The sequence below is a fragment of the Acinetobacter sp. SFD genome (genome assembly GCF_001647575.1).
Classification (GTDB): domain Bacteria; phylum Pseudomonadota; class Gammaproteobacteria; order Pseudomonadales; family Moraxellaceae; genus Acinetobacter; species Acinetobacter pecorum.
On sequence record NZ_LSZJ01000014.1, the window covers coordinates 154575 to 177108 of the forward strand.

A 22534-nucleotide genomic window follows, 5' to 3' on the forward strand; every position below is an offset into this window, starting at 1 on the left:
TTATAGACTCCACCACACTAGTCCAATCAATACTGCCATTTGAATAAGCTGGACTGGGGCAAAATACAGGGCAAATTTAAATCCACCAGTCAGGGCAGCATTTACTGATTTGGCCACTGCATGGGCACCCAGACCTAATAATAGGGCATAAATAAGATGGGTGTTGGAAGGATCTCCCTGAATCACCACACCTGCCATTGCGGCATGAACCTCAAATAATGAAGCAAGCAAGGTGCCGGCCAATAAGCCGGCATTGCCAAGCCACAATTCCAGCGCATAAATTCCGGCCTGAATCAGGGTTAAAGTCACTGCAATAATGACAGCTTCTTTTAGGCTGAACATCGGGCTGTCCGCAGATTCGAGCTCTTGGACCGGTTTGGCCTTGCGCAATAATAGAAATGCGCAGGCGACCAGAATAACCATGCCCACAACGGAAGGAAGGAGCAAGAGTTTAAGCCAGGCCCAAGACACACCTCCAACGACAATAAGCAGCAAGACCAGGGTAGAGACACATGACATCAGTGCAGCCCCGGCATTTGGCTGCGCATCCATTTCACCTTTGCGTACCTGCAGGCCTAATTGGGCAATGGTCGCAGTACTGGAAACAAAGCCTGAGGCCAGTGAAGAGAGCATCAGGGCATTTTTAGTGGATAAAAAACGTTTCGCAATATGGGCTAAAGCTTGCACGACTAAAATCAGGGTCAGTAATTTCAAGATAACATAGGGGTTAAGAACTTCTCCCCATAATGGACGGTCAGGGGTAAGCGGCAAACCGATCAGTATAAGTGCAAGTAGTAACAGTCCATCCCTGAATTCAGCCTCTTTAATCCATTTTCCCGCGAAATCATGCATGGAGTGCTTGGCCATCAAAATAATGGTTAACAAGACGGCCAGTCCCGCAGACAGCGGAATATTCCAAAGACACATTGCCCCTATAAAATAAGTCATGAGGAAGGCGAGTTCTGTAGTAATGCCCGGGTCTTCAGGCTGATTACGAAGGGAAAAAATGACTATCCCTCCAATAATAAGCGCACCAGCCAGCCCGATGACCATGCCGAATAAAAAACAGAGTGCGCCCAGCAGAGCACTGAGCGCAAAGGAGCGTAATCCTGCAAAACTGGGGTGGCTTTCGCGCTGTTTATGACGTTCTCGTTCCAGGCCTATAAGCAGGCCACAGCCAAGTGCGGCAGCCAGGATGGTTATAAGGTCCTGGAAAGAGCTGATGCTATTAAGGGGCACTGCGCTAAAATCCATATTCGGCCTCAGCGATTTAAGACGGACTGGTTAAAATATAGAAGATAAACTCCAGCTTAAACAAGCAGGAAATGGTTATGTTCCGAAACAATGTGATGGTTTTGGCATTGCATGAAGAAATAGGAACATAGTGGATCGGCCAGTGTAGATAGAGCCTGCGAAAAACTGCAAAAAGTTGTTATAGTGGAGTCAAGTTTGGGGACTGATAATAATGAAATTTGACTTTGAAATTGATACAGCCTGGTGTTTAGAGCAACTTTTTAAAGACGGTAAAATCAGTGAACGCGACCGAATGCTGGTACAGACGACGCATCGGCAACGTGAACAATTAAAATGGCATCCTTTGCAGTGGATCGCCAATTTTCATCTGGTCGATCAATCCCATCCTCAAACGACACTCACCCTGAACCGTTTATGTCAATGGCTGGCAGAAAAAACCGGCTTGATGTTCTATATCATTGATCCACTCAAAGCTGATGTGCAGGCATTGACCAATGTCATGTCACAGGAATATGCATTACGTAACCGTATTCTGGCAGTAGAAATTCAGGCAGACAAAGTTCTGATCGCTACAGATCAGCCTTATAAAACTGAATGGATGTCGAATCTTCAGCAGAATATTGCACCGAAGAAAATTGAACGGGTACTGCTTAATCCGGAACAGCTCCAGCGTTATATGGTTGAGTATTATCAGGTCAGCCGTGCGGTCAGTGGATCGCAGAAATCCTCTGCCTATGACCGGGAAAATAAGGGCGTCGAAGCCTTGCTGCAACTGGGCGATTCCCAGAATCCGGACGCCAATGACCAGCATATTGTCAAACTGGTGGACTGGGTGCTGCAATTTGCCTTTGAGCAGGGCGCCAGTGATATTCACATGGAACCGCGTAAAGATACGGGCAAGATCCGTTTCCGGATTGATGGCGTACTGCATACGATTTACAACATGCCGGCCAATACCCTGACCGCGGTCATTTCCCGGATCAAGATTCTGGGCCGGATGAATGTGGCAGAAAAACGTAAACCGCAGGATGGCCGACTAAAAACACGCACGCCGAAAGGACAGGAAACTGAACTACGTTTATCGACCTTGCCGACGGCCTTTGGTGAAAAACTGGTAATGCGTATTTTCGATCCGGAAGTACTGGTCAGAAGCTTTCAGCAACTCGGTTTTGAAGGTCATCTGCTCAACGACTGGAACAATCTGACCAGCCACAGTCATGGCATTATTCTGGTAACGGGCCCGACCGGTTCCGGTAAAACTACTACGCTTTATTCAACCCTGAAGCAGCTGGCGACGGAACAGGTTAACGTTTGTACCATTGAAGATCCGATCGAGATGCTGGAACCCAGCTTTAACCAGATGCAGGTCAATAATGGTATTGATCTCGGTTTTGCTGATGGCGTGCGTGCGCTGATGCGTCAAGATCCGGACATTATCATGGTCGGGGAGATCCGTGATCAGGATACTGCCAATATGGCGATTCAGGCGGCATTGACCGGTCACCTGGTTCTATCGACTTTACATACCAATGATGCACCGTCGAGTCTGACCCGTCTGCATGATCTGGGGGTGCAACCTTTTCTGACGGCCGCGACTATACTCGGGGTTTTGGCCCAGCGTCTGGTACGTCAGCTGTGTCCACACTGCAAACAGGAAAGTTTCCTGAACGAGCAGGAGTGGCAACATCTAGCCACGGATTATCCTTTACCTCGGCCAGAATTTGTCTTTAAGGCGGTAGGCTGTGAAGAATGCCGGCATACCGGCTATAAAGGCCGTATCGGGATTTATGAGTTTATGCCGCTGAGTCTGACCACCAAACAGTTGATTGGTGCCAATGCTAACCTGAACGAGCTGCGTCAGCAGGCCAAAAAAGAAGGGGTAGAGCCGCTCAGAATTGCCGGCGCGCGCAAGATTCTGGAAGGTGTCACTACGCTTGAAGAAGTCCTGAGAGTGGTACCCTTAAATTAATTTTAAAAATGAGGCAATCTTAAGATTCAATTCATCTTTGGCTGTTTTAATAGCATCATCGAAACAAGGGCAGAACTTTAAAAGAGGTGATTGCGATGAAAATGATGATAAATACAGTTTTGGCAGCTGCATTGATGGGTTCTATTGCAACTGCTGCAGTAGCAAGTAGCGAAACAGTTGTGAATCAGGCCGCTTTTGCCAAATCGACTACGGTCAAACAGGCACTTGCGATGAAAGATGACAGCAAAGTCCAGCTCAAAGGTTATATCGTAAAAGCAGTCGGGGATGAAAAATACCAGTTCCGTGACAGCACAGGTACTATAACTGTTGAAATTGATGATGAACTTTGGCAAGGTAAACCGATTTCAGCCAAAACCCCGGTAGTGATTACAGGTGAAATTGATATTGACTATAAACCGGCAAAACGTGTTGAAATTGATGTTGAACAGGTTCGCTTTTAATCTCGACTAAGTTACCAAAATTAATCTGAATACAGCAACAAAAAGCCACATGCAAGTTACCAAAAAGCATGTGGCTTTTTTGAGTCTGGTGCTTTTTCAGGGCAAGATAGAATAAATAAGCAGAGGGAGCACAGCATGCGTATTCTTTTGGCAGAGGATGATCAGTCTCAGGCAGAAAGTATCCAGACCTGGCTGGAAATGGATGGTTATGTAGTTGATCGGGTTGAGCGTGGTGATCATGCTATTCTGGCGATTGAGCAGCATCAGTACGATTGTATTTTGCTGGACCGTGGTCTGCCGAATGCAACAGGTGACGATATTCTAAAAAGTTTGCGTAGCCAACAGCGAGATACCCCGGTAATTTTTATCACTGCCAAAGACAGTATCAATGACCGGGTTCAAGGCCTTGATTTGGGGGCCAATGATTATCTGGTCAAGCCTTTTAGCCTGGAAGAGCTTTCCGCACGGGTACGAGCCCAGCTCAGACTGAAACAGCAAACACCGAATCATATTCTGCACTGGCAGGATCTCAGTCTGGACACTCAGGCCAAAACCCTGACCAAAGCGGGACAAGCGATCAATCTGACTGCGAAGGAATTTCAGATTCTATACAAGTTGATGCAGCAGCCTGAACATATTGTCACCCGTGAGCAGCTGGAAGAATCGCTGTATGCCTGGGGAGATGAAATTGAAAGTAATGCCATTGAAGTGTTTATCTATCAGCTACGTAAAAAAATTGGCAGTCAGATGATAAAAACCATTCGCGGTCTGGGCTATCGCATGCATAAAGCTGAGGCCTAAGCTCATGTCGGCTCCAATTTCCTTGCAAACTAGGTTAATTAAACATGCGCTGTTCAGTTCCATATTGGCTGGAGTATTGGCCTGGCTGTTGTTATTGGGGATTGCCAGTTATCAGGCCAATCAGTTGCATGATGAATTAATGGAACAGATTTCTGAGCTGTTACTCGGTGATGTCACCCAAGCCAAAGACACCCAGGTTGATGAGCTCAGCGAAGAGTTTGATATCCAATATATTCTGTTACTTGATCAGCAGGTACTGACTACTTCTGTTAATCATGAGCTAGTTAATGCCATTCCCGTGACACATAAGAATGGCTTTCAGTTTGCTTATGAAAATGGCCGTTTTATCCGTATCCTGAATGAAGAAGAGGACGGTTTACAGGTAAAAATCGTACAGCCGCTTGCAGTACGCTTCAATGAGCTTTGGCAAACCACACTCGGTTTTGCCGGGATTTTATTTATTTTATGGCTCATGCAATGGCTGATTCTAAGGGTCTCGGTCAAACGCCAGTTGCGGCCATTAAACAAGATTTCGCGTGCCATTGGTTCTAAAACTGCCCAGGATCTCAGTCCGATCAAAATGCCTGATCCTGAAATCACTGAGCTGCAACCGATTGTACGCCAGCTAAATGCTATGCTCGGCCGGCTGGAGAAATCATTGGCTGCCGAACAGCGTTTTACTGCAGATGCTTCACATGAGCTGCGTTCGCCACTGTCTGCCATTCAAATGCGTCTACAGGTTTTAAAACGCAAATATCAAGATGATGCTCAGCTGCCTCAAGCATTGCAGTTGATCCAGAATGATGTCAACCGTGGTACGCAGGTGCTGGAAAACTTACTTTTACTGGCGCGACTTGATCCGGAGCGAACCGGGCAATTACCTATGCAGGCGGTCAATCTTAAAAATCTGGTTCAGGAGGCTTTACAGGCCTTACAGCCTTTTGCACAGGAAAAGGACATTCACTGGAATCTCAACCTTGAAGATGTCGTTATTGAAGCGAATCCAGAGCTGATGTTTAGCTGTATTCGCAATCTGGTCGACAATGCCATTCGTTATACGCCGTCACAGGGACGGGTTAAGATTAGAATGGTTAAAACATCGCATCCACAGTTACTGATCGAAAACTCAGGAGAGGGAATTGCTGCCGATGTACTGGAACGTTTGGGCGAACGTTTTTATCGGGCATTAGGAACACGCACTCAGGGTTCAGGTTTAGGCCTATCGATTTGCCAGAAAATTATGGCACTGCATGCAGCCAAAATTGATTATGTGCCATCGGACTTGGGCGGACTTAAAGTGTCATTGAATTTTAAGCCTGAAAGTGAAATTTCATGATGGGCAAAATAAAAAAGCAGTATGCGCTGATTCATACTGCTGCTTCCCACGTTTGTTATTATTAGAACTGATTTAATTATTTGGTCAGAATGAGACGGTTGTTGCGGGTCAGACGCAAACGATATTCTTCGCCAGCATGCATGATCCGGATTTCACGACCCAGTGCAAACAGATTGTTGGAGTGCAGCATTGGCAAGGCATGATGAGTATCATTGTTACGGGTAAATAGGCTAAATGGGGCGTTCATTCCGTCGACTCCGTGGTGTGTTTTGGATTGATTTAAATGATAATCATTATCGAATAGGTCTGTCAACGAAATATTGAGCAATTTATAAAAAACTCTAATTTGCTTACAATCTGTAAAACTTTACCGGTTCTGTACATCATGACTAAAGCTACGATTCATGTCGCAATTGCTCTTTTATTTTATCAAAATCAAGTTCTAGTCGGCTGGCGTGAAGCCAGGCAGCATCAGGGCAATAAATATGAATTTCCAGGCGGAAAAGTTGAAAAGGGTGAATTACCAGTAGAAGCCTGCCGACGCGAAGTGATGGAAGAGGTCGGTATTGATATTGAACGCTGGCATGCCTCTGATTTTATCTCCCATGAGTATGAAGATATCATCGTCAATTTGCATATTTTCCACGCTTCATTACAGCCTGCGCAACTGGCTGAAATTAAACAGCCTTGGCGCTGGTATTGTCGGGAAGAACTTGGACAGCTGAATTTTCCGAAAGCCAATCAGTCTATGATTCAAAAGCTGCAATGGCCGCAGCGGATCAAGATTTCTGAAGATCTGAATATCTTATCAAGTCTGGATACAGACCAAATGCTGTATTGGCGCGTAGACCCAACGTCTGAACGGATCATGCAATTAGCACAATGTCCGGTAGATCAACTCTCCAAGTTAATTGTTAATCAGCAGCTTTGGTCATACTTGAATGAATTGCAGCAGCAGACGATTCGCACGATTCATCTAAAACAAACCCAACTGATGGACTTCAACCTAAGTGATCTTAAAACTGGTTATCGTTACTTGGCAGCTTGCCACGACCAGAGCGCTTTGATACATGCAGAACAGATCGGGTGTGAAGCTGCGCTCCTCAGTCCGGTACTGGCGACCGAGACGCATCCGGACACTCCTGCGCTAGGCTGGGAGCGATTCAAACAAATGGCAGAGCAGGTACAGATTCCGGTTTTTGCTTTAGGTGGATTAAGAACGGAAGACCTGCATGATGCAAAATGCCAGCATGCCTATGGCATTGCCGGCATTCGTTATGTGTAAATGCTGTATTTGAACATAAGCTTTCTTTTGGTAGGTCAGATTCTATAAAAAATGACTTTAAAGCTTTTTTAATGCCTGCTGGGCTTGCTGAATCGCTTTGGCATTTTTTTGCTGCTGTGCAGATTTGAGACGAACTTGCCAGAGCTGCTTTTTCATGGCACTGGACTGGGCATAACTCAGGCCGCGTAAGGCAAAGGCATCCGCTCGTGCTGGCTGATTTTTACGATTGGCAATCATCCCCAAATACAAATACGTTTCGGATGCCTGAGGAGCCAGTCGCTGTGCCTGAGTTGCAGACGCTTCCGCTTGATCGTACTGCTGCTTGCTGTATGCCTGTTGGGTTTGCAGCATCAGACTCTTGAATGCCGGCAAATTACGGCCATCATCAAACTTTTGGCTTTTCTGCTTTTGCTCAGGAATTACAATCTTCTGACGTTTGATCTCAGGACGCTCATAAGGCGTAATCACTACACCGTCTGGTGTAGGTGTTTTAGGCTTTTCCGTTGCAGGCTTGGCAGGGCTTACTGGCTTTTCAGGCTCTACTATGGTTTGGCAGCCCACCAGACTGAGGATGAGCAAACCAGGGAGGATTTTTTTAAACATATACATGGACTCAATTATTGGCTATAACTTCCACTGGCGATAATACGTGTTTCGCTTTCAAGATCACGTTCTATTTCTGTTTCACTTTCTTGTATATAGCGATTCATGTCATCCTGTTCTGCATCAGATGCTGGAGGTTCTGAGTTAATATCATAAGGCTCAGTCGCATAATGCGAGATTCCGCAGGGAGTTGCCTGACTTGGCAGGGCATGCCGCGAAATTGGGATGTACATGGCACCTTCACAACCTTGCGCAGACAATAAACCCGTATAACGATCCAGCCAGTGCCATTGTATTTCATTCGGCTGTGGCAGGTTCACCGGTTTCTGACGTAACTGTTTCATGACATTGGTCCAAACCGGCAAAGCACCTGAAGAACCGGTTAATCCAGTGACTTTATTGTTATCCAGCCCCAGCCAGACCACAGTCATATAATTTCCCGAATATCCAGCAAACCATGAGTCTCGACTATCATTGGTCGTACCGGATTTTCCGGCAAGATTCAGACTCCGTGGCAAGCTGCTATACGCCGCACGACCTGTACCACTCGCCATAACCTGCTGCAAGCCATAATTCAGGGCATAAGCGGCAGCCGGATCAATGGTTGGTTGTACACTCAGACTATAACGATCGAGAGATCGGCCATTGGCATCGACCACAGAACGGATGGCTTTTACTGGATATCTAAAGCCGCCTGTAGCAAAATTCCCATAGATATTCATAACTTCCATAGGCGACATATCCACTGCACCCAGATAGATAGATGGATAGGAAGGTATGTTTGAAGTCACGCCAAATTGTTTGAGATGATTAATAAAAGTCGACAGGCCAAATTCCTGACCTAAACGAACGGTCGACAGGTTATAGGATTGGGAGAGCGCCTGAATCATCGGCACCATGCCATGTCCGCGCCCGCTATAATTTTTGGGTGTCCAGGTTTTTCCGTCACTCTTGATACTGATTTCACTGTCTTCGATCGGACTGGCCCAGTTGTAGCGATTAGACTCCAGTGCAGTCAGAAAAATGACCGGTTTCAATAGCGAGCCGACCTGACGCTTGGCATCTACTGTACGGTTAAAGCCAGTAAAATCTTGGGTAGAACCCACAGCGGCTACCAGTTCTCCATTTTCCGGATGTGCTACCAATACCGCACCCTGTAAATCTTTCAGGCGTCCTGGATTGGATTTACTTAAGCGTGCCACGGTATCTTTAAAACTTTCTTGAATTCGGGTTTGGGCTAAAGGATCTAAAGTGGTAAATATTCGCAGACCCTGATTGGTTAAATCGGTTTCCTGATAGTCGGTACGTAACTGACGGCGAACGATATCCAGGAAATCCGGAAAACGCGCTGGACCTAAAGTCGGTTTTGAAATGACATTAAGAGGGCGGGCTTTTTCTGTTTCATACTGATCCTCTGTCAGATACCCCATGACCAGCATGTTATGTAGGACCACATCACGACGTTTTTTGGCAATTTCCGGATTACGCCACGGGTTATACAGGCTTGGACCCTGAACCAGACCTACTAGAAAGGCCTGTTGGGAAATATTCAGTTCACGTAGCGGCAGGCCAAAATAGAACTGTGAGGCCAGACCATAACCATTAATGGAATAGTTACCATTTTGGCCCAGATTCACTTCGTTTAAATAGGCTTCCAGAATTTCATCTTTGTCATAATGCAATTCAATCAGCATTGCCATAAAGGCTTCATTAACCTTACGCTTTAAAGTACGTTCAGGGGTTAAATAGAAATTTTTGACTAGCTGCTGGGTCAGAGTTGAACCGCCCTGACGTTTACCGCCGGTAATGTTGCTGACCACTGCGCGCGCAATCCCGCGAGGAGATACGCCATAATGATGGTAAAAATTACGGTCTTCAGTGGCAATTAAGGCGTCAATTAAAGGCTTAGGAACCCGGTTAAGTTTAATTAGCACGCGGTCTTCATTATGCTGCGGGTAAATACCGCCAATCAATAGAGGTTCCAGACGGGCAATGCCGCTAGAAGAAGGCTTGGTCGCACTTACTTCAGCAATCTGATCGCCACTAAAACTGACTTTTAATACCTGTTCAGGTTCAACCCGATCACCAAAATCAAAGCCACGGGTATGTACATACAGGGTATTGCCAGTGCTGACAAAGCTGCCAGATTTGGTATAACTATCTGAATTTTTATAACCTAATAATTTGAGTTCTTGCTGGAAATCCTGCTGACTGACGGGGGCATTGACATACACTTCCATCGGGCGTGCGAAAACCTTGGCTGGAATGTCCCAGCGTTGACCTTCAAATTTTTCACGCACGATATTATCTAATCTAATCAAATAGATGCTAAATGCTACAAATGCAGAAATGACTAGAATGGAGAAGATTAAGGCAATTAACCCCATACCTCGTTCAGATTTCATAAATGATAATAAGACCCTGTGAAATTGTGCTAATCATGCGAAGCTTTTCGTTATTTTGCAATATTTAATCAAATATTGAGATTAAAATTAAAATTAAACTTCACATTTTCTCCTTAATTTCAGTCTATTTCAAATTAAATCCTAGACGGCTTTATCATGTTATAAATTGTCATCCTATTCATGCTTAATGATATGATAAGCAGGATTCGAAGCGGAGCGACGACACTGGTGCAAATTTCCCACAAGACATTTCGAAATATCGGGTTAATCGGACGCCCGGATAAATCTTCAGTGGTTGAAACCTTATGCCTGATTCATGATCATCTGCTCAATTTAGGTCTACATCCTGTTTTTGATGCCGATACAGCTGAACTGGTACCTTATCAAAATACCCAGACTGTCAGCCGGGCCTTGCTGGGCGAAGTAGTTGATCTGGTAATTGTGGTGGGTGGGGATGGCTCACTCTTACACGCTGCTCGGGCACTGGTGAAATACAATACACCTGTAATTGGAGTCAACCGTGGTCGTCTGGGTTTTCTGACAGATATCAAGCCGACCGAAGTGATCTTTAAGCTGGATCAGGTGCTCAAAGGCGACTTTCAGGCAGAGCGCCGTTTCCTGCTGGAAGTGGAAATTCGCTCTAAAGGTGAAATCATTTATGATGCCATTGCCTTGAATGATGTGGTTTTACATTCAGGAAAATCAGTACATATGATTGATTTTGAGCTGAATATTGATGGACAATATGTCTATCGTCAGCATAGTGATGGCCTGATTATCTCTACACCGACTGGTTCTACCGCCTATGCGCTGTCGGGAGGCGGGCCGATTGTTCATCCGAGTATGGATGCGATTGCGCTGGTGCCGATGCATCCGCATACCTTGTCTTCACGGCCGATTGTGGTTGGAGGGCATAGTGAAATTAAATTACTGATTCGTGAAAATCGCGTACTGCCGATGGTGAGTGCGGATGGACAACACAGTGTGTCTTTGAATGTTGGAGATAGCGTCCATATTCGTAAGCATCCCTTTAAACTGCATCTTCTGCATCCGCCAGGTTATGACTTCTATAATGCATGCCGAACCAAACTGGGCTGGAATCAGGACTTCGATTATTTTAAGCAGGATTAACCATGAATATTGAACAAATGCTTGCCGTACTCAATCCTGAGATTGTAGAACGCTTAAGAACAGCCATTGAAATTGGCAAATGGCCAAACGGTGTGGCTTTGACTCAGGAACAGCGTCAGACCTGCATGCAGGCGGTATATGCCTGGGAAATGAAAAACCTGCCAGAAACTGAACGTAGTGGTTATATCGACCGTGGTACGAAAGAAGAAGGCGAACAATGTGATGATGATCATCACCAGCATGAGCCGGAATTCAAGCCGATCCGTTTTGTCTAATCCAGACATTAAAAAAGACCACCAATGTGGTCTTTTTTAATGTCTGTCATAAAGCATGAATGGCATCAAACTGAAAGACGGCTATCCCAGAATTCTTTGGCTTTTTGCATCGCTGCTTCATAGCTGTCACATTCGCCCATAGTATACAGGGCAATGCCCATAGTTTCAATCACTGCAACTTCACCATATTCATGTGAATGTTTGCCTTCCCAGACTTCTTTAAACACAGATAAATCCAGTTCTTCTTCAATCGGGCTGCGATTGTCGGTTAGTTTCGGCAATTCATGCTCATAGAGCTCACCATCTTTAATCCCGCAGATTAAGGTTTTGGCATCAGGGTTACGTTCAAATTCACCGCCTTCACCTTTAATCACCGCACTGTTTTTATAACCTAAGCGGTAAGCCGATTGCTGATGTGAACTCCGATAAGCCGGATGGAAAATGGCCTGTAAAGTCGCTTTGGCATTAAATGGATTGATCAGGCGTGCCAGCGTGTGAATTGGAGAGCGCAGTCCCATGACATTTCGCAGTCCAATCAGCTCAGACAGAATCGGAGAAATTACCTCTAAAGGTAGATAGGCGAAGTGTCTTTCTTCAAGCTGCTGCTCAACTTCCACATCATTCTGGCAGATTGGATAGCCTAAGTAAGTCAGCACCTGTTCGGTGTAAACACGGTTCATGGTATGGCCTGAAGCACCGTGCATGACAATTTTATAGCCCTGCTTGGCCAGAGTAAGGGCAGACAGAATAAACCATGGGTAATGTTTACGTTTTCCAGCATAAGAGGACCAGTCCAGATCGACCTCCAGTGCTTTGAAGTTAAGCTGATCACGGGTTGCCTGAACAAAACCTGCTAATTCATCGACGGATTCTTCCTTGACCCGTAATAACATCAGAAAAGCACCAAGCTGTACATCCAATACTTGATTGTTCAGGATCATGCTAAAAGCCTGATAAGCTTCTTCATAGCTTAAGGAGCGTGCACCATTTTTTCCCTTGCCAATAATACGAATAAACTGGGCAAAAGGATGTTCGGTATCTTTATAAATATTTCGCTTTGTGTTCATACAGATAGATCAGTCATATTCATCAAGTATTGGCATATTTTACGCTGATATTGGTATTTCACCTTCTTATTTTGCAGAATTATTATAGTTTTATAAGACTATAGTATAAGGGATATTGCCTATTATTTAGTCGAAATTAACATTTCGGGTTAAACAAAAGTCTAAAAAGCAGTTAAAATTTCCCGTGATTATTTGTGTTTGCTTCATCTCCTGATCAATGCACTGACTTCTTTTTGAAGAGCAGGGTTGCTGTGATTGTTAAACGTACATACACATTCTATTTTTAGTATCAGATTAATTCTTGATACATAGGCACTTTTTTGTTTCAGACAATCAAGTATTGGACGCTTATTTTCTTAAATAAGTAAAAACTGAATATTGCTTCTTTTTAGAAGTATATCGCGAAGTAAGGTTATGGCTAAAAAACCAATTTATAAGTCGCTTTATTTTCAAGTGATTGTAGCCATTATTGCGGGTATCCTGGTCGGACATTTCTCGCCAAGTGGTACACAAATTATTAATGGTGCAGAACAATATGTTCCGGGTCTAGGTGAGCAGCTAAAGCCACTTGGTGATGCATTTATCCGTTTAATCAAAATGATCATCGCCCCTGTAATTTTCTGTACTGTGGTCAGTGGTATCGCAGGCATGGAGAGCATGAAATCAGTCGGTAAAACTGGTGGTGTGGCTCTACTTTACTTTGAAATCGTTTCAACGATTGCTTTAGTGATTGGTCTGCTGGTTATTAACATCGTAAAGCCAGGTGTTGGCATGAACGTTGATCCAGCCAGTCTGGATACTGCGGGAATCTCGAAGTATGTAACTTCAGGCGAGTCGCAGTCTACCCTTGATTTCCTGATGAATATTATTCCGAATACGGTAGTGGGAGCTTTCGCTGAAGGTGAAATCCTGCAAGTGCTTTTATTCGCGATCCTGTTCGGTTTTGCGCTGCATAAATTGGGTGCACAAGGGAAGCCGGTACTTAAACTGATTGACCAGATTTCACATGTGTTCTTTAACATCGTGAATATGATCATGAAACTTGCTCCAATTGGTGCATTTGGTGCCATGGCATTCACGATTGGTAAATATGGGATTGGATCACTGGCGCAGTTGGCTCAACTGATCATCTGTTTCTATATCACATGTTTGCTGTTTATTTTCATTGTTTTGGGTTCAATTGCACGTTTCACAGGTTTTAGCATCATGAAAATGATTCGCCTGATTCGTGAAGAGTTACTGATTGTACTCGGTACGTCCTCCTCTGAGTCGGTACTGCCTCGTATGTTGAAGAAACTGGAGCTTGCGGGTGCTGAAAAATCAGTGGTTGGCCTGGTGATCCCAACAGGTTATTCATTTAACCTGGATGGTACGTCAATTTACCTGACCATGGCAGCGATCTTTATTGCACAAGCCACCAATACACAGCTTGATTTATCTCACCAGATTACCTTGCTTCTAGTATTGTTAATTTCTTCTAAAGGTGCAGCAGGTGTCACCGGTTCGGGCTTTATTGTTATGGCGGCAACTCTGGCAGCTGTAGGTAATATTCCTGTTGCGGGCTTGGCCTTGATTCTAGGTATTGACCGTTTCATGTCTGAAGCGCGTGCTTTGACTAATCTGGTCGGTAACTCTTTGGCTACTTTAGTTGTGGCGAAATGGGTTGGTCAGTTAGATATGGATAAGCTCAACTATGCATTAGCAAATCCAGCTGAAATTGATGAAAAAATGGCGCAAGAAGGCAATAACGCTCACTAAGTTAGAGTGAGTCTTTAAGGTCTTAAAAAAGGAAGCTTCGGCTTCCTTTTTGTTTTTTTATCTGACTGTGAAGTTAGCAAAAAAACCCATCAGGCACATGACAGTAGCTATAAAAATAGTTAGCCTGTGGACAGGAAATAAAATGATAAACACCATAAGGATACAAGAATGCTGGCTTACGATGCTGACCTGGAACTTTTCCGCGACAATTTCAAACGCTTTATGAACGAACATGTAGCGCCTTACTATGAACAGTGGGAGCGTGAGGGCATGATGCCGCGTTCAGTCTGGAATGTGCTGGGTGAAAATGGATTCTTGTGTGTCGATGTGCCAGAAGAATATGGTGGCTATGGTGTGCCGACGCATTACTCCCTGATGTTGATTGAAGAGTCGGCACGAGCAGGCTATAGCGCAATTTCAACCGGTTTGTCTTGCCATTCAGATATTGCTGCACCGTATATTCTGCATATCGGGACTGAAGAACAGAAAAAATACTGGTTGCCAAAAATGGTTTCAGGCGAAGTAGTGGGTGCGATTGGCATGACCGAGCCGGGCGCAGGCTCAGATTTGCAGGCCATGCGTACTAATGCCATTTTGCAGGATGATCATTATTTGCTGAATGGTTCCAAAACCTTTATTTCTAATGGCCAGCATGCAGATCTGGTGGTGTTGGCAGTGAAGACTGATCCGCAAGCCCGTGCCAAAGGTGTGTCTTTAATGCTGGTCAATACGCATCTGGAAGGCTTTAAAAAGGGTAAAAATCTGGACAAAATTGGACTGCATTCTCAGGACACTTCTGAGCTGTTCTTTGATAATGTCAAAGTGCTTAAAGAGCAGTTGCTGGGGCAGCCAGGTCAGGGCTTTGTCTATTTGATGCAGGAATTGCCACGCGAACGTACTGCGATTGCGGCGACGGCTTTGGGTGCGATTCGTGGTTCTATCGATGTAACGACGCAATATGTGAAAGAGCGCCAGGCTTTTGGTCAGGCGATTGGACAGTTCCAGAATACCCGTTTTGTTCTGGCACAGGCCAAAATTGATGAACTGGCAACAGCAGCTTTTTATAATCAGAATGTCGAGCTGTATATGCAGGGTAAACTTGACGTAGAAACTGCAGCCGCTTTGAAGAGCTTTTCGACCGATATGCAAATGAAAATTGCTGACAATTTGCTCCAGCTCTTTGGCGGTTATGGCTATATGACCGAATATCCGATTTCACGTTTCTTTGTAGACGCACGAATCCAGCGGATTTATGGCGGCACCAATGAAATCATGAAGGAAATCGTGGCACGTGGATTGCTGGGGCGTTAATTGCTCAAGTACTAAAAAGAGTCCTGAAGGGCTCTTTTTTGACGCGAGAAATAGTCCAAATGGTAAATGTTCTTTTAATTTTTATGATTTTAAGACATTCAAACATTCATTAATAAAAATAGGTAAATCATTGGGCAGGCGTGATGAAATCAACTGATTATTATCATTTACCAGCTCGACATCATAGTAGGTTCCACCGGCATGCTGTACACGGCTGGCATGCGCGCGAATACTGGTAATAATTCGATTTTTCAGTATATCTGCTTCGCACAGGAGTAAAGAGGCATCACATAAACTAAAGATGGTTTTTTTGGCCTGATTAAAGGCTTGGATAAATTGCAGCACCCGGAGATCGGTAGATAAAGAAACTGCAGATTCACCGCCAGGAATCAGTAAGGCATCAAAATCATCAATACTGATTTGTTCGATGCCGCGGTCAATTGTCACACTTGACTGGCCATGCAGACCGTAGACTATTTTTCCTGCATTAAGCTCAATGTTGCAGATGCTATGCTGTGCTGCCAGCAAGGCTGCAACAGGTTCAAGATATTCTTGGTCTTCAAAATTATTCGTTACAAGTACAGCTATTCTTTTTGGCATGACTGACACCCAAACGTATGTTTTAAATTAGACTATCTACGATTGGTTAAAAAATCGTCTCCGCTTTGTAATCAAGTGGTGGCGGAATGTAAAAATACAAGCTAAATCAAAGATAAACCTAGAAAAATCAGGTTGGATAGAGTGCATTTTATTGTGAAATCTATATCAGATATCATTCTCTTAAAAGCTTAGGTCATATCGCAATTATTTTAATTTTCTTATGCTTAAAACCGTTATCTAGATTAAGAAATAGTGATATTTCATCTTGATAAAAATCAGTTAAGATGAGTATGCAAAGTTTACAATTTGATAATGTAAATTCGGTGGAAATACTGAAAGAAATGTTACCAGATATGACTAAGGCGATGAACGGTTAAAATCAACTCCTTATTTTTAAGAATTAATCTACTAAAGTTATATTGTGTAACATTTACAGCACACTATTGTTATACTGCACAGATAAGGTTTATACAGGGCGACATCACGATGATCAACGACGATCAAAACACAACGGCTTCTTTAGATTTGGCTAAAATTCGTGAAGATATCGATTCAGTTGATCAGCAGATCCAGCAGTTGATTAACCGTCGCGCGCGTTTGGCCGAGGCAGTCGCAAAAGCGAAATTTGCTTCTGAAGAAAATCCGCTGTTTTACCGTCCGGAACGTGAAGCACAAGTCCTGCGCAATGTTATGGAGCGCAATGAGGGGCCATTGTCGGATACCACCATGGCACGTCTGTTTCGCGAAATCATGTCAGCATGTTTAGCGCTTGAAGCACCACAAAGTATTGCTTTTCTTGGACCTATTGGTACCTACACACACTCGGCAGTACTCAAACATTTTGGTCATGATGCCGTGGTTCGTCCATTACCCACCATTGATGAAGTGTTTCGTGAAGTAGAGGCGGGCAGTGCACATTATGGTCTGGTACCGGTTGAAAACTCGTCTGAAGGGGTGGTGAACCATACTTTGGACTGTTTCAAAACCTCGCATCTGAATGTCATTGGTGAAGTTGAATTACCGATTCATCACCAGTTCCTGATCTCGGAAAATACCCGTAAAGACAGTATCAAGCAGATTTATGCACATCAGCAAACTCTGGCACAATGCCGTAAATGGCTAGATGCCCATTATCCGGGAGTAGAGCGTGTTGCACTCAGCTCAAATGCCGAAGCTGCACGCCGTATTCAGAATGAGTGGCACTCTGCCGCGATTGCCTCTGAAATTGCTGCGAATATCTACAATCTTGAGATCATGCACAGCAATATCGAGGACAATCCGGAAAACACCACACGTTTTCTGGTGATTGGTCGTGAAAAAGTACCACAAAGCGGTAATGACAAAACGTCACTGCTGGTATCAGCACATGACCGTGCCGGGGCATTGCTAGAAATTCTGGCGCCATTTGCCAAACACAATATTAGTCTTACCAGTATTGAAACCCGTCCTGCACTTCCTGAAAAATGGGCTTATGTGTTCTTCATTGATCTTGAAGGTCATATTGAACAGGAGCATGTGAGAGCAGCGATTGAAGAAATTCGCCCGCTCGTGAAAGAAGTTCGCGTGCTTGGTTCATATCCTGCAGCTGTTTTATAAAAGCAGCCTTTCGTGATCAGTGCGAGGGTGCTGATCGCTGTTTCATCTGTAAATCGGAAGTATAAAATGTCGTTTGTCCCAGCCAATCCAGGCATCTCTAAATTAAGACCATATCAACCAGGTAAACCGATCAGTGAACTTGAGCGTGAGTTGGGCATCACTGATATCGTAAAACTGGCTTCAAATGAAAACCCGTTGGGCTGTTCAGATAAAGTCAAAGAAGCAGTCGCTGCCGAACTGGCGGAAATTGGCCGTTATCCAGATGGTGGCGGTTTTATTCTGAAAGACCAGATCAAGGCTCAGTTTGGTTTTAATCATGACCAGATTACTTTGGGCAATGGTTCAAACGACTTGCTGGAAATGTTTGCCCGCGCATTCGTTTCTGAAAAAAATTCCGTGATTTACAGCCAGCATGCATTCGCAGTATATGCATTGGTAACTCAAGCAATCCATGCCGAAGCGATTGAAGTACCAGCAAAAGGCTTCTCGCATGACCTGGAAGCCATGGCTGCAGCAGTAAAAGACAATACCAAGCTGATCTTTATTGCCAATCCGAATAATCCGACAGGGACCTGGTTCGAAGAAGCTGAATTTGAAGCTTTCATGCAGAAAGTACCGGCCAATGTCATCGTGGTGCTAGATGAAGCTTATGTGGAATATTTCCCGGAAAACTTCAATAGCCTGAAATTCCTGAAGCAGTATCCAAACCTGATTGTCAGCCGTACATTATCTAAGTGTTATGGTCTGGCTGCACTGCGCGTTGGTTTCGCATTGTCGTCTGTTGAAGTGACTGATTACCTGAACCGTATCCGTCAGCCATTCAATGTGAACCATTTAGCGATGGTGGCTGCGGTTGCTGCACTGAAAGATGAAGCATTTATCGAGAAATCTCGTGAAGTGAACAAAGCGGGTATGGCTCAACTTGAAGCAGGCTTTAAAGCTTTAGGCCTGAACTATGTGCCTTCACGCGCCAACTTCATTCTGGTCGATGTACAGGCTGATCCGGCGGAAACATTTAACAAATTGCTGAAAGAAGGCGTAATTGTTCGTCCAGTGGGTATTCCGAACCATCTGCGCGTATCAATTGGTACTGAAGCTGAAAATGCCAAATTCCTTGCTGCACTCGGTAAAGTACTCGGCTTAGAGGCGAAAGCTTAAGTTATGTCGCAGCCACTGTTTGAAAAAGTTGCCTTCATCGGACTTGGGCTGATTGGTTCAAGTCTGGCACGTGTGATTAAGGCCGAGCATTTAGCCAATGACATCGTGGCATCGACACGCTCACAAAAAACGCTGGAAGATGCCAAAGCCTTGGGATTAATTTCCCGAGGCTATGCAGATCCTGTGGAAGCGGTCAAAGGTGCAGATCTGATTGTCCTGGCTTTGCCGGTACGTGCCACGCAAAAGGTATTGGAAACCATTAAGCCCTATCTGGCTGAAGGTACTATTATTACGGATGTCGGTAGTACCAAAGGCAATGTAGTGGATGCAGCCAAAGCAGTATTTGGTGATGCATTACCAGCAGGTTTTGTGCCCGGACATCCGATTGCTGGTGCCGAGCATACCGGGGTGCATGCCGGTAAGGTCGATCTATTCGCCAATCATAAGGTGATTTTGACGCCATTACCGACCAGTGCAGCATGGGCAGTCGATAAACTGATTCAACTGTGGCAGGCAGCAAAAGCGGAAGTGATCTGTATGGATGTAGAAAAGCACGATGAAGTGCTGGCCCATACCAGTCATCTTCCGCACTTGATGGCGTTTAACCTGGTCGAACAACTGGCCAAGCGCGAAGATAATCTGGATATTTTTCGTTATGCTGCCGGTGGCTTTCGTGACTTTTCGCGTATTGCGGCCAGTGATCCACAAATGTGGCATGACATCTTTTTTGCCAACAAAAAAGCAATTCTCAATGCCGTGGATGGCTTTGAGGCCCAGCTGGCAATTATCCGCAAACTGATTGAAGATGAAGATTCCCAAGCATTAATGGGCTTACTGGGACATGCACAGGCAGCACGCCAGCATTTCAACCATATGCTCGCCAAGAAACCTTTCATGGAGAAAAATAACGTGACACAACAATTTACCATTCAGCCGGGTGCCAAGAAATTCCAGGGCAAATTTACCGTGCCAGGTGACAAATCTGTGTCACACCGTTCCATCATGTTTGGTGCGATTGCTGAAGGCACTACACATGTCACCGGTTTCCTTGAAGGTGAAGATGCTTTAGCGACTCTGCAAGCTTTCCGTGATATGGGTGTTAGCATTGAAGGCCCTAAAAATGGTGAAGTGACTATTCACGGTGTTGGCATGCATGGTCTTAAAGCACCGCAGTCTGCGCTATATATGGGTAACTCGGGCACTTCGATGCGTTTGCTATCCGGTATGCTGGCAGCGCAGAAATTTGACTCAGTGATGACCGGTGATGCTTCATTGTCCAAGCGTCCAATGGAACGTATTGCCAAGCCTTTACGTGAAATGGGGGCACAGATTCAAACCACAGGTGAGCGTGGTACGCCACCGGTATCAATTACTGGAAATCAAAATTTAAAAGGAATCCAGTACGATTTGCCAATGGCATCTGCACAGGTAAAATCTGGTATTTTACTTGCAGGTTTATGGGCAGAAGGTGAAACTTCAGTGACCGAGCCTGAACCCACCCGTGACCATACCGAACGCATGTTACGTGCTTTTGGTTATGAGGTAAAAACTGAAGGCAACCGTATTTCACTGCAAGGTGGCGGTAAGTTAGTGGGTACCAATATTCAGGTTCCATCTGATATTTCATCTGCTGCTTTCTTTATGGTTGGGGCTGCGATTACCGAAAACTCGGATGTGACTTTAGAAGCTGTAGGTATCAACCCCACCCGTACCGGTGTGATCGAAATCCTGAAACAGATGGGTGCGGACATTACGGTTGAAAATGAGCGTATTGCAGGTGGTGAACCGATTGCAGACATTCGTATTCGCGGTACACGTACCTTAAAAGGCATTCATATGCCGGAAGATCAGGTGCCATTGGCGATTGATGAATTCCCGGCACTGTTCATTGCCGCTGCATGTGCGGAAGGTCAAACCATTCTGACCGGCGCGGCTGAACTGCGTGTCAAAGAATCTGACCGGATTCAGGTGATGGCTGATGGCCTGAAAACCATGGGCATTGATTGTACACCAACAGAAGATGGCATCATCATTGAAGGTAAAGGTAAAGCAGGTGACTGGTCACCAATCTTTAGCGGTGGTGAAATCGAGTCACATCATGATCACCGAATTGCCATGAGTTTCTCAATCGCAGGCTTACGTAATTCTGAAGAAATTCGTATTGTGGGAACGGAAACAGTAGCGACGAGCTTTCCAACCTTTACTGAACTGACTTCACAGGCCGGTCTGACGATTGAAGTCACAGAATAATTCTTAAATTTATGTGAAACAGCCAAGCTTTTGCTTGGCTGTTTTGTTTATATTGCTTATGCTAAACCCATATAAGAAAAAAGCCATTTGGAAGTAGCGATGCGAAAATTAAAATTCATGGCCAATACCCAAAGCCAGCAACCACGGGATGGTCAAGAAACTCAGGAATACGTAGCACATTTACTTGCTGAGGAATTAGGTAAATACGGTTTTCAGACCTTAAGTCAAAGTGGTGCACAAGTGGCAGTAAGCGTAGATGAGCATGAGCTGCCATTATCGGTAAGTTGTGAAACCAGAGATGAACAGGGCCATCTGGTCTGTGAAATTGCTTCATATCCGGATGAAGAACAGGACTGGCTGGATCGGATTACCGAGCAAAGCTTGTTAAACCAGCTGGCACAGGCTGTTGAAGCATCGCTTAAAAAACAGGAGAGTTTTAGTGAGTTTGAATGGAAGAATTAGGAACTGTTAATATTTCCTAATAGCCATCAGACAAAGTACAAGCTGGAGCATATGAACTTCAAAAGTTCTACTCTAGCTTGTTAGCTTATATTGCAATACTGCAAGGTTATTTCATCCATGCACATATATTTTCAGCTAAGTGACTGACCTTCCATCAGTGCCAGTTCACACGTGTATCGTGGGATTTTGAATGATGTTTTTTGGAAATATCAACTTGAGTTTGGTTCTCCTCTATTCTTCTTTGGGTGATTCTAAATCCTGGCTTTTATCCATATACAATACCTTCGTTCCAGCCAAGTTCGAGTGATTAAGTCAATCACCTCAGATCCCGCAAATTTTACCTTCATTAATCACAGAGCCCCAATGGTTTTTATGTGACTGATTTGCTATGTGTATTTAGTACTATTTCGAGCTATCCACTGCGAAATTGCTTGAATCTTAATTGTTATCATATCTTGATGTGCCACGTATGGCTGAGAAGAGTATGGTTTTACTCAAGACCAGTTTCATTCATTAACAATTTAAATATATTTACTCACTTACTAAACTTAAATTTTCGATTAAATTTTTTGATCAGAGAGTCTGATTTTTCAAAATATTTTTGGTAAACCCAGTCAAAGGCGGTGAAGTCGAATTTAGTAGAAAATAACCCAATAAAAATTCTTAAATTAGGTTCGAACTAAATATCAAAATTATAAAAAATAGTTTTTAGCTTTGCGTAATGTTGACCTGTGAGTAATAGATAAAACTTTGCGGAGAAGGAAAGAAGTCTGGAGACTAAATTCTACTTTATCTTCATTTTTAGGCAGCAA

Annotated in this window: 19 protein-coding genes; 13 read left to right on the forward strand and 6 right to left on the reverse strand. The window is 44.4% G+C overall.

The features are described 5' to 3' along the window. Complete coding sequence (locus tag AY605_RS11950; RefSeq protein ID WP_064096607.1) at positions 1-1254, reverse strand: MgtC/SapB family protein; 1254 nt, start codon at positions 1252-1254, stop codon at positions 1-3. Positions 1255-1465: 211 nt separating this feature from the next. Between AY605_RS11950 and AY605_RS11955 the strand changes: the two genes are divergently transcribed. The 4 genes from AY605_RS11955 to AY605_RS11970 all read left to right on the forward strand — a co-directional run bounded on the left by AY605_RS11955 (position 1466) and on the right by AY605_RS11970 (position 5821). Beyond that, positions 1466-3223, forward strand: coding sequence for a GspE/PulE family protein (locus tag AY605_RS11955; RefSeq protein ID WP_064096608.1), 1758 nt, complete (start codon positions 1466-1468; stop codon positions 3221-3223). Positions 3224-3318: 95 nt separating this feature from the next. Then, the gene (locus tag AY605_RS11960) at positions 3319-3684 is read left to right on the forward strand and encodes a NirD/YgiW/YdeI family stress tolerance protein (protein ID WP_064096609.1); all 366 of its coding nucleotides are present in this window, start codon (positions 3319-3321) and stop codon (positions 3682-3684) included. Between the two features lie 135 nt (positions 3685-3819). Further along, positions 3820-4485 (forward strand): response regulator transcription factor, encoded by a 666-nt coding sequence (locus AY605_RS11965; protein WP_064096610.1) that lies wholly within the window; start codon positions 3820-3822, stop codon positions 4483-4485. A gap of 4 nt (positions 4486-4489) precedes the next feature. Beyond that, on the forward strand, positions 4490-5821 hold the full coding sequence (locus AY605_RS11970) for an ATP-binding protein (RefSeq protein ID WP_064096611.1): 1332 nt from the start codon (positions 4490-4492) through the stop codon (positions 5819-5821). A 76-nt stretch (positions 5822-5897) separates the two neighbouring features. On the opposite strand, the gene hemP is transcribed toward AY605_RS11970, so the two are convergent. Further along, positions 5898-6068, reverse strand: coding sequence for a hemin uptake protein HemP (gene hemP, locus AY605_RS11975; RefSeq protein WP_004645578.1), 171 nt, complete (start codon positions 6066-6068; stop codon positions 5898-5900). A gap of 138 nt (positions 6069-6206) precedes the next feature. On the opposite strand from hemP, the gene AY605_RS11980 reads away from it, so the two are divergent. Next, entirely contained in the window at positions 6207-7106 is a 900-nt protein-coding gene (locus AY605_RS11980; protein ID WP_064096612.1) for an NUDIX domain-containing protein, read from the forward strand. Positions 7107-7163: 57 nt separating this feature from the next. Here AY605_RS11980 and AY605_RS11985 read toward each other — a convergent pair whose 3' ends face one another. Further along, entirely contained in the window at positions 7164-7709 is a 546-nt protein-coding gene (locus tag AY605_RS11985; RefSeq protein ID WP_064096613.1) for a tetratricopeptide repeat protein, read from the reverse strand. Between the two features lie 14 nt (positions 7710-7723). Then, a complete protein-coding gene (gene mrcB / locus AY605_RS11990; RefSeq protein WP_064096614.1) occupies positions 7724-10114 on the reverse strand; it encodes a penicillin-binding protein 1B in 2391 nt (796 codons plus the stop codon). 192 nt (positions 10115-10306) lie between these two features. Between mrcB and AY605_RS11995 the strand changes: the two genes are divergently transcribed. Together AY605_RS11995 and AY605_RS12000 are read left to right on the forward strand one after the other, a co-directional pair. Further along, complete coding sequence (locus AY605_RS11995; RefSeq protein ID WP_064096675.1) at positions 10307-11245, forward strand: NAD(+) kinase; 939 nt, start codon at positions 10307-10309, stop codon at positions 11243-11245. A gap of 2 nt (positions 11246-11247) precedes the next feature. Continuing rightward, positions 11248-11520 carry a YeaC family protein gene (locus tag AY605_RS12000; RefSeq protein WP_064096615.1) on the forward strand — a complete coding sequence of 91 codons (273 nt, stop codon included), beginning with the start codon at positions 11248-11250 and terminating at the stop codon, positions 11518-11520. Positions 11521-11585: 65 nt separating this feature from the next. Here the strand turns inward: AY605_RS12000 and AY605_RS12005 are convergent, their stop codons facing one another. Beyond that, positions 11586-12587: a glycosyl transferase family protein gene (locus tag AY605_RS12005; protein WP_064096616.1), complete on the reverse strand. Its 1002-nt coding sequence runs from the start codon at positions 12585-12587 to the stop codon at positions 11586-11588. A 414-nt stretch (positions 12588-13001) separates the two neighbouring features. Between AY605_RS12005 and AY605_RS12010 the strand changes: the two genes are divergently transcribed. Both AY605_RS12010 and AY605_RS12015 read left to right on the forward strand, forming a co-directional pair. After that, positions 13002-14345: a dicarboxylate/amino acid:cation symporter gene (locus AY605_RS12010; protein WP_064096617.1), complete on the forward strand. Its 1344-nt coding sequence runs from the start codon at positions 13002-13004 to the stop codon at positions 14343-14345. A 168-nt stretch (positions 14346-14513) separates the two neighbouring features. After that, positions 14514-15656 carry an acyl-CoA dehydrogenase family protein gene (locus tag AY605_RS12015; RefSeq protein ID WP_064096618.1) on the forward strand — a complete coding sequence of 381 codons (1143 nt, stop codon included), beginning with the start codon at positions 14514-14516 and terminating at the stop codon, positions 15654-15656. 81 nt (positions 15657-15737) lie between these two features. On the opposite strand, the gene AY605_RS12020 is transcribed toward AY605_RS12015, so the two are convergent. Then, on the reverse strand, positions 15738-16256 hold the full coding sequence (locus AY605_RS12020) for a DJ-1/PfpI family protein (protein WP_064096619.1): 519 nt from the start codon (positions 16254-16256) through the stop codon (positions 15738-15740). 486 nt (positions 16257-16742) lie between these two features. Between AY605_RS12020 and pheA the strand changes: the two genes are divergently transcribed. The 4 genes from pheA to AY605_RS12040 all read left to right on the forward strand — a co-directional run bounded on the left by pheA (position 16743) and on the right by AY605_RS12040 (position 21722). Then, positions 16743-17852, forward strand: a complete 1110-nt coding sequence (gene pheA / locus AY605_RS12025; RefSeq protein WP_064096620.1) for a prephenate dehydratase — start codon at positions 16743-16745, stop codon at positions 17850-17852. Between the two features lie 66 nt (positions 17853-17918). Continuing rightward, the gene (gene hisC, locus AY605_RS12030) at positions 17919-19010 is read left to right on the forward strand and encodes a histidinol-phosphate transaminase (RefSeq protein ID WP_064096621.1); all 1092 of its coding nucleotides are present in this window, start codon (positions 17919-17921) and stop codon (positions 19008-19010) included. A 3-nt stretch (positions 19011-19013) separates the two neighbouring features. Continuing rightward, the gene (locus AY605_RS12035; protein WP_064096622.1) at positions 19014-21260 is read left to right on the forward strand and encodes a bifunctional prephenate dehydrogenase/3-phosphoshikimate 1-carboxyvinyltransferase; all 2247 of its coding nucleotides are present in this window, start codon (positions 19014-19016) and stop codon (positions 21258-21260) included. Positions 21261-21359: 99 nt separating this feature from the next. Continuing rightward, positions 21360-21722 carry a hypothetical protein gene (locus AY605_RS12040; protein ID WP_064096623.1) on the forward strand — a complete coding sequence of 121 codons (363 nt, stop codon included), beginning with the start codon at positions 21360-21362 and terminating at the stop codon, positions 21720-21722. The last annotated feature ends 812 nt before the right edge of the window (positions 21723-22534 follow it).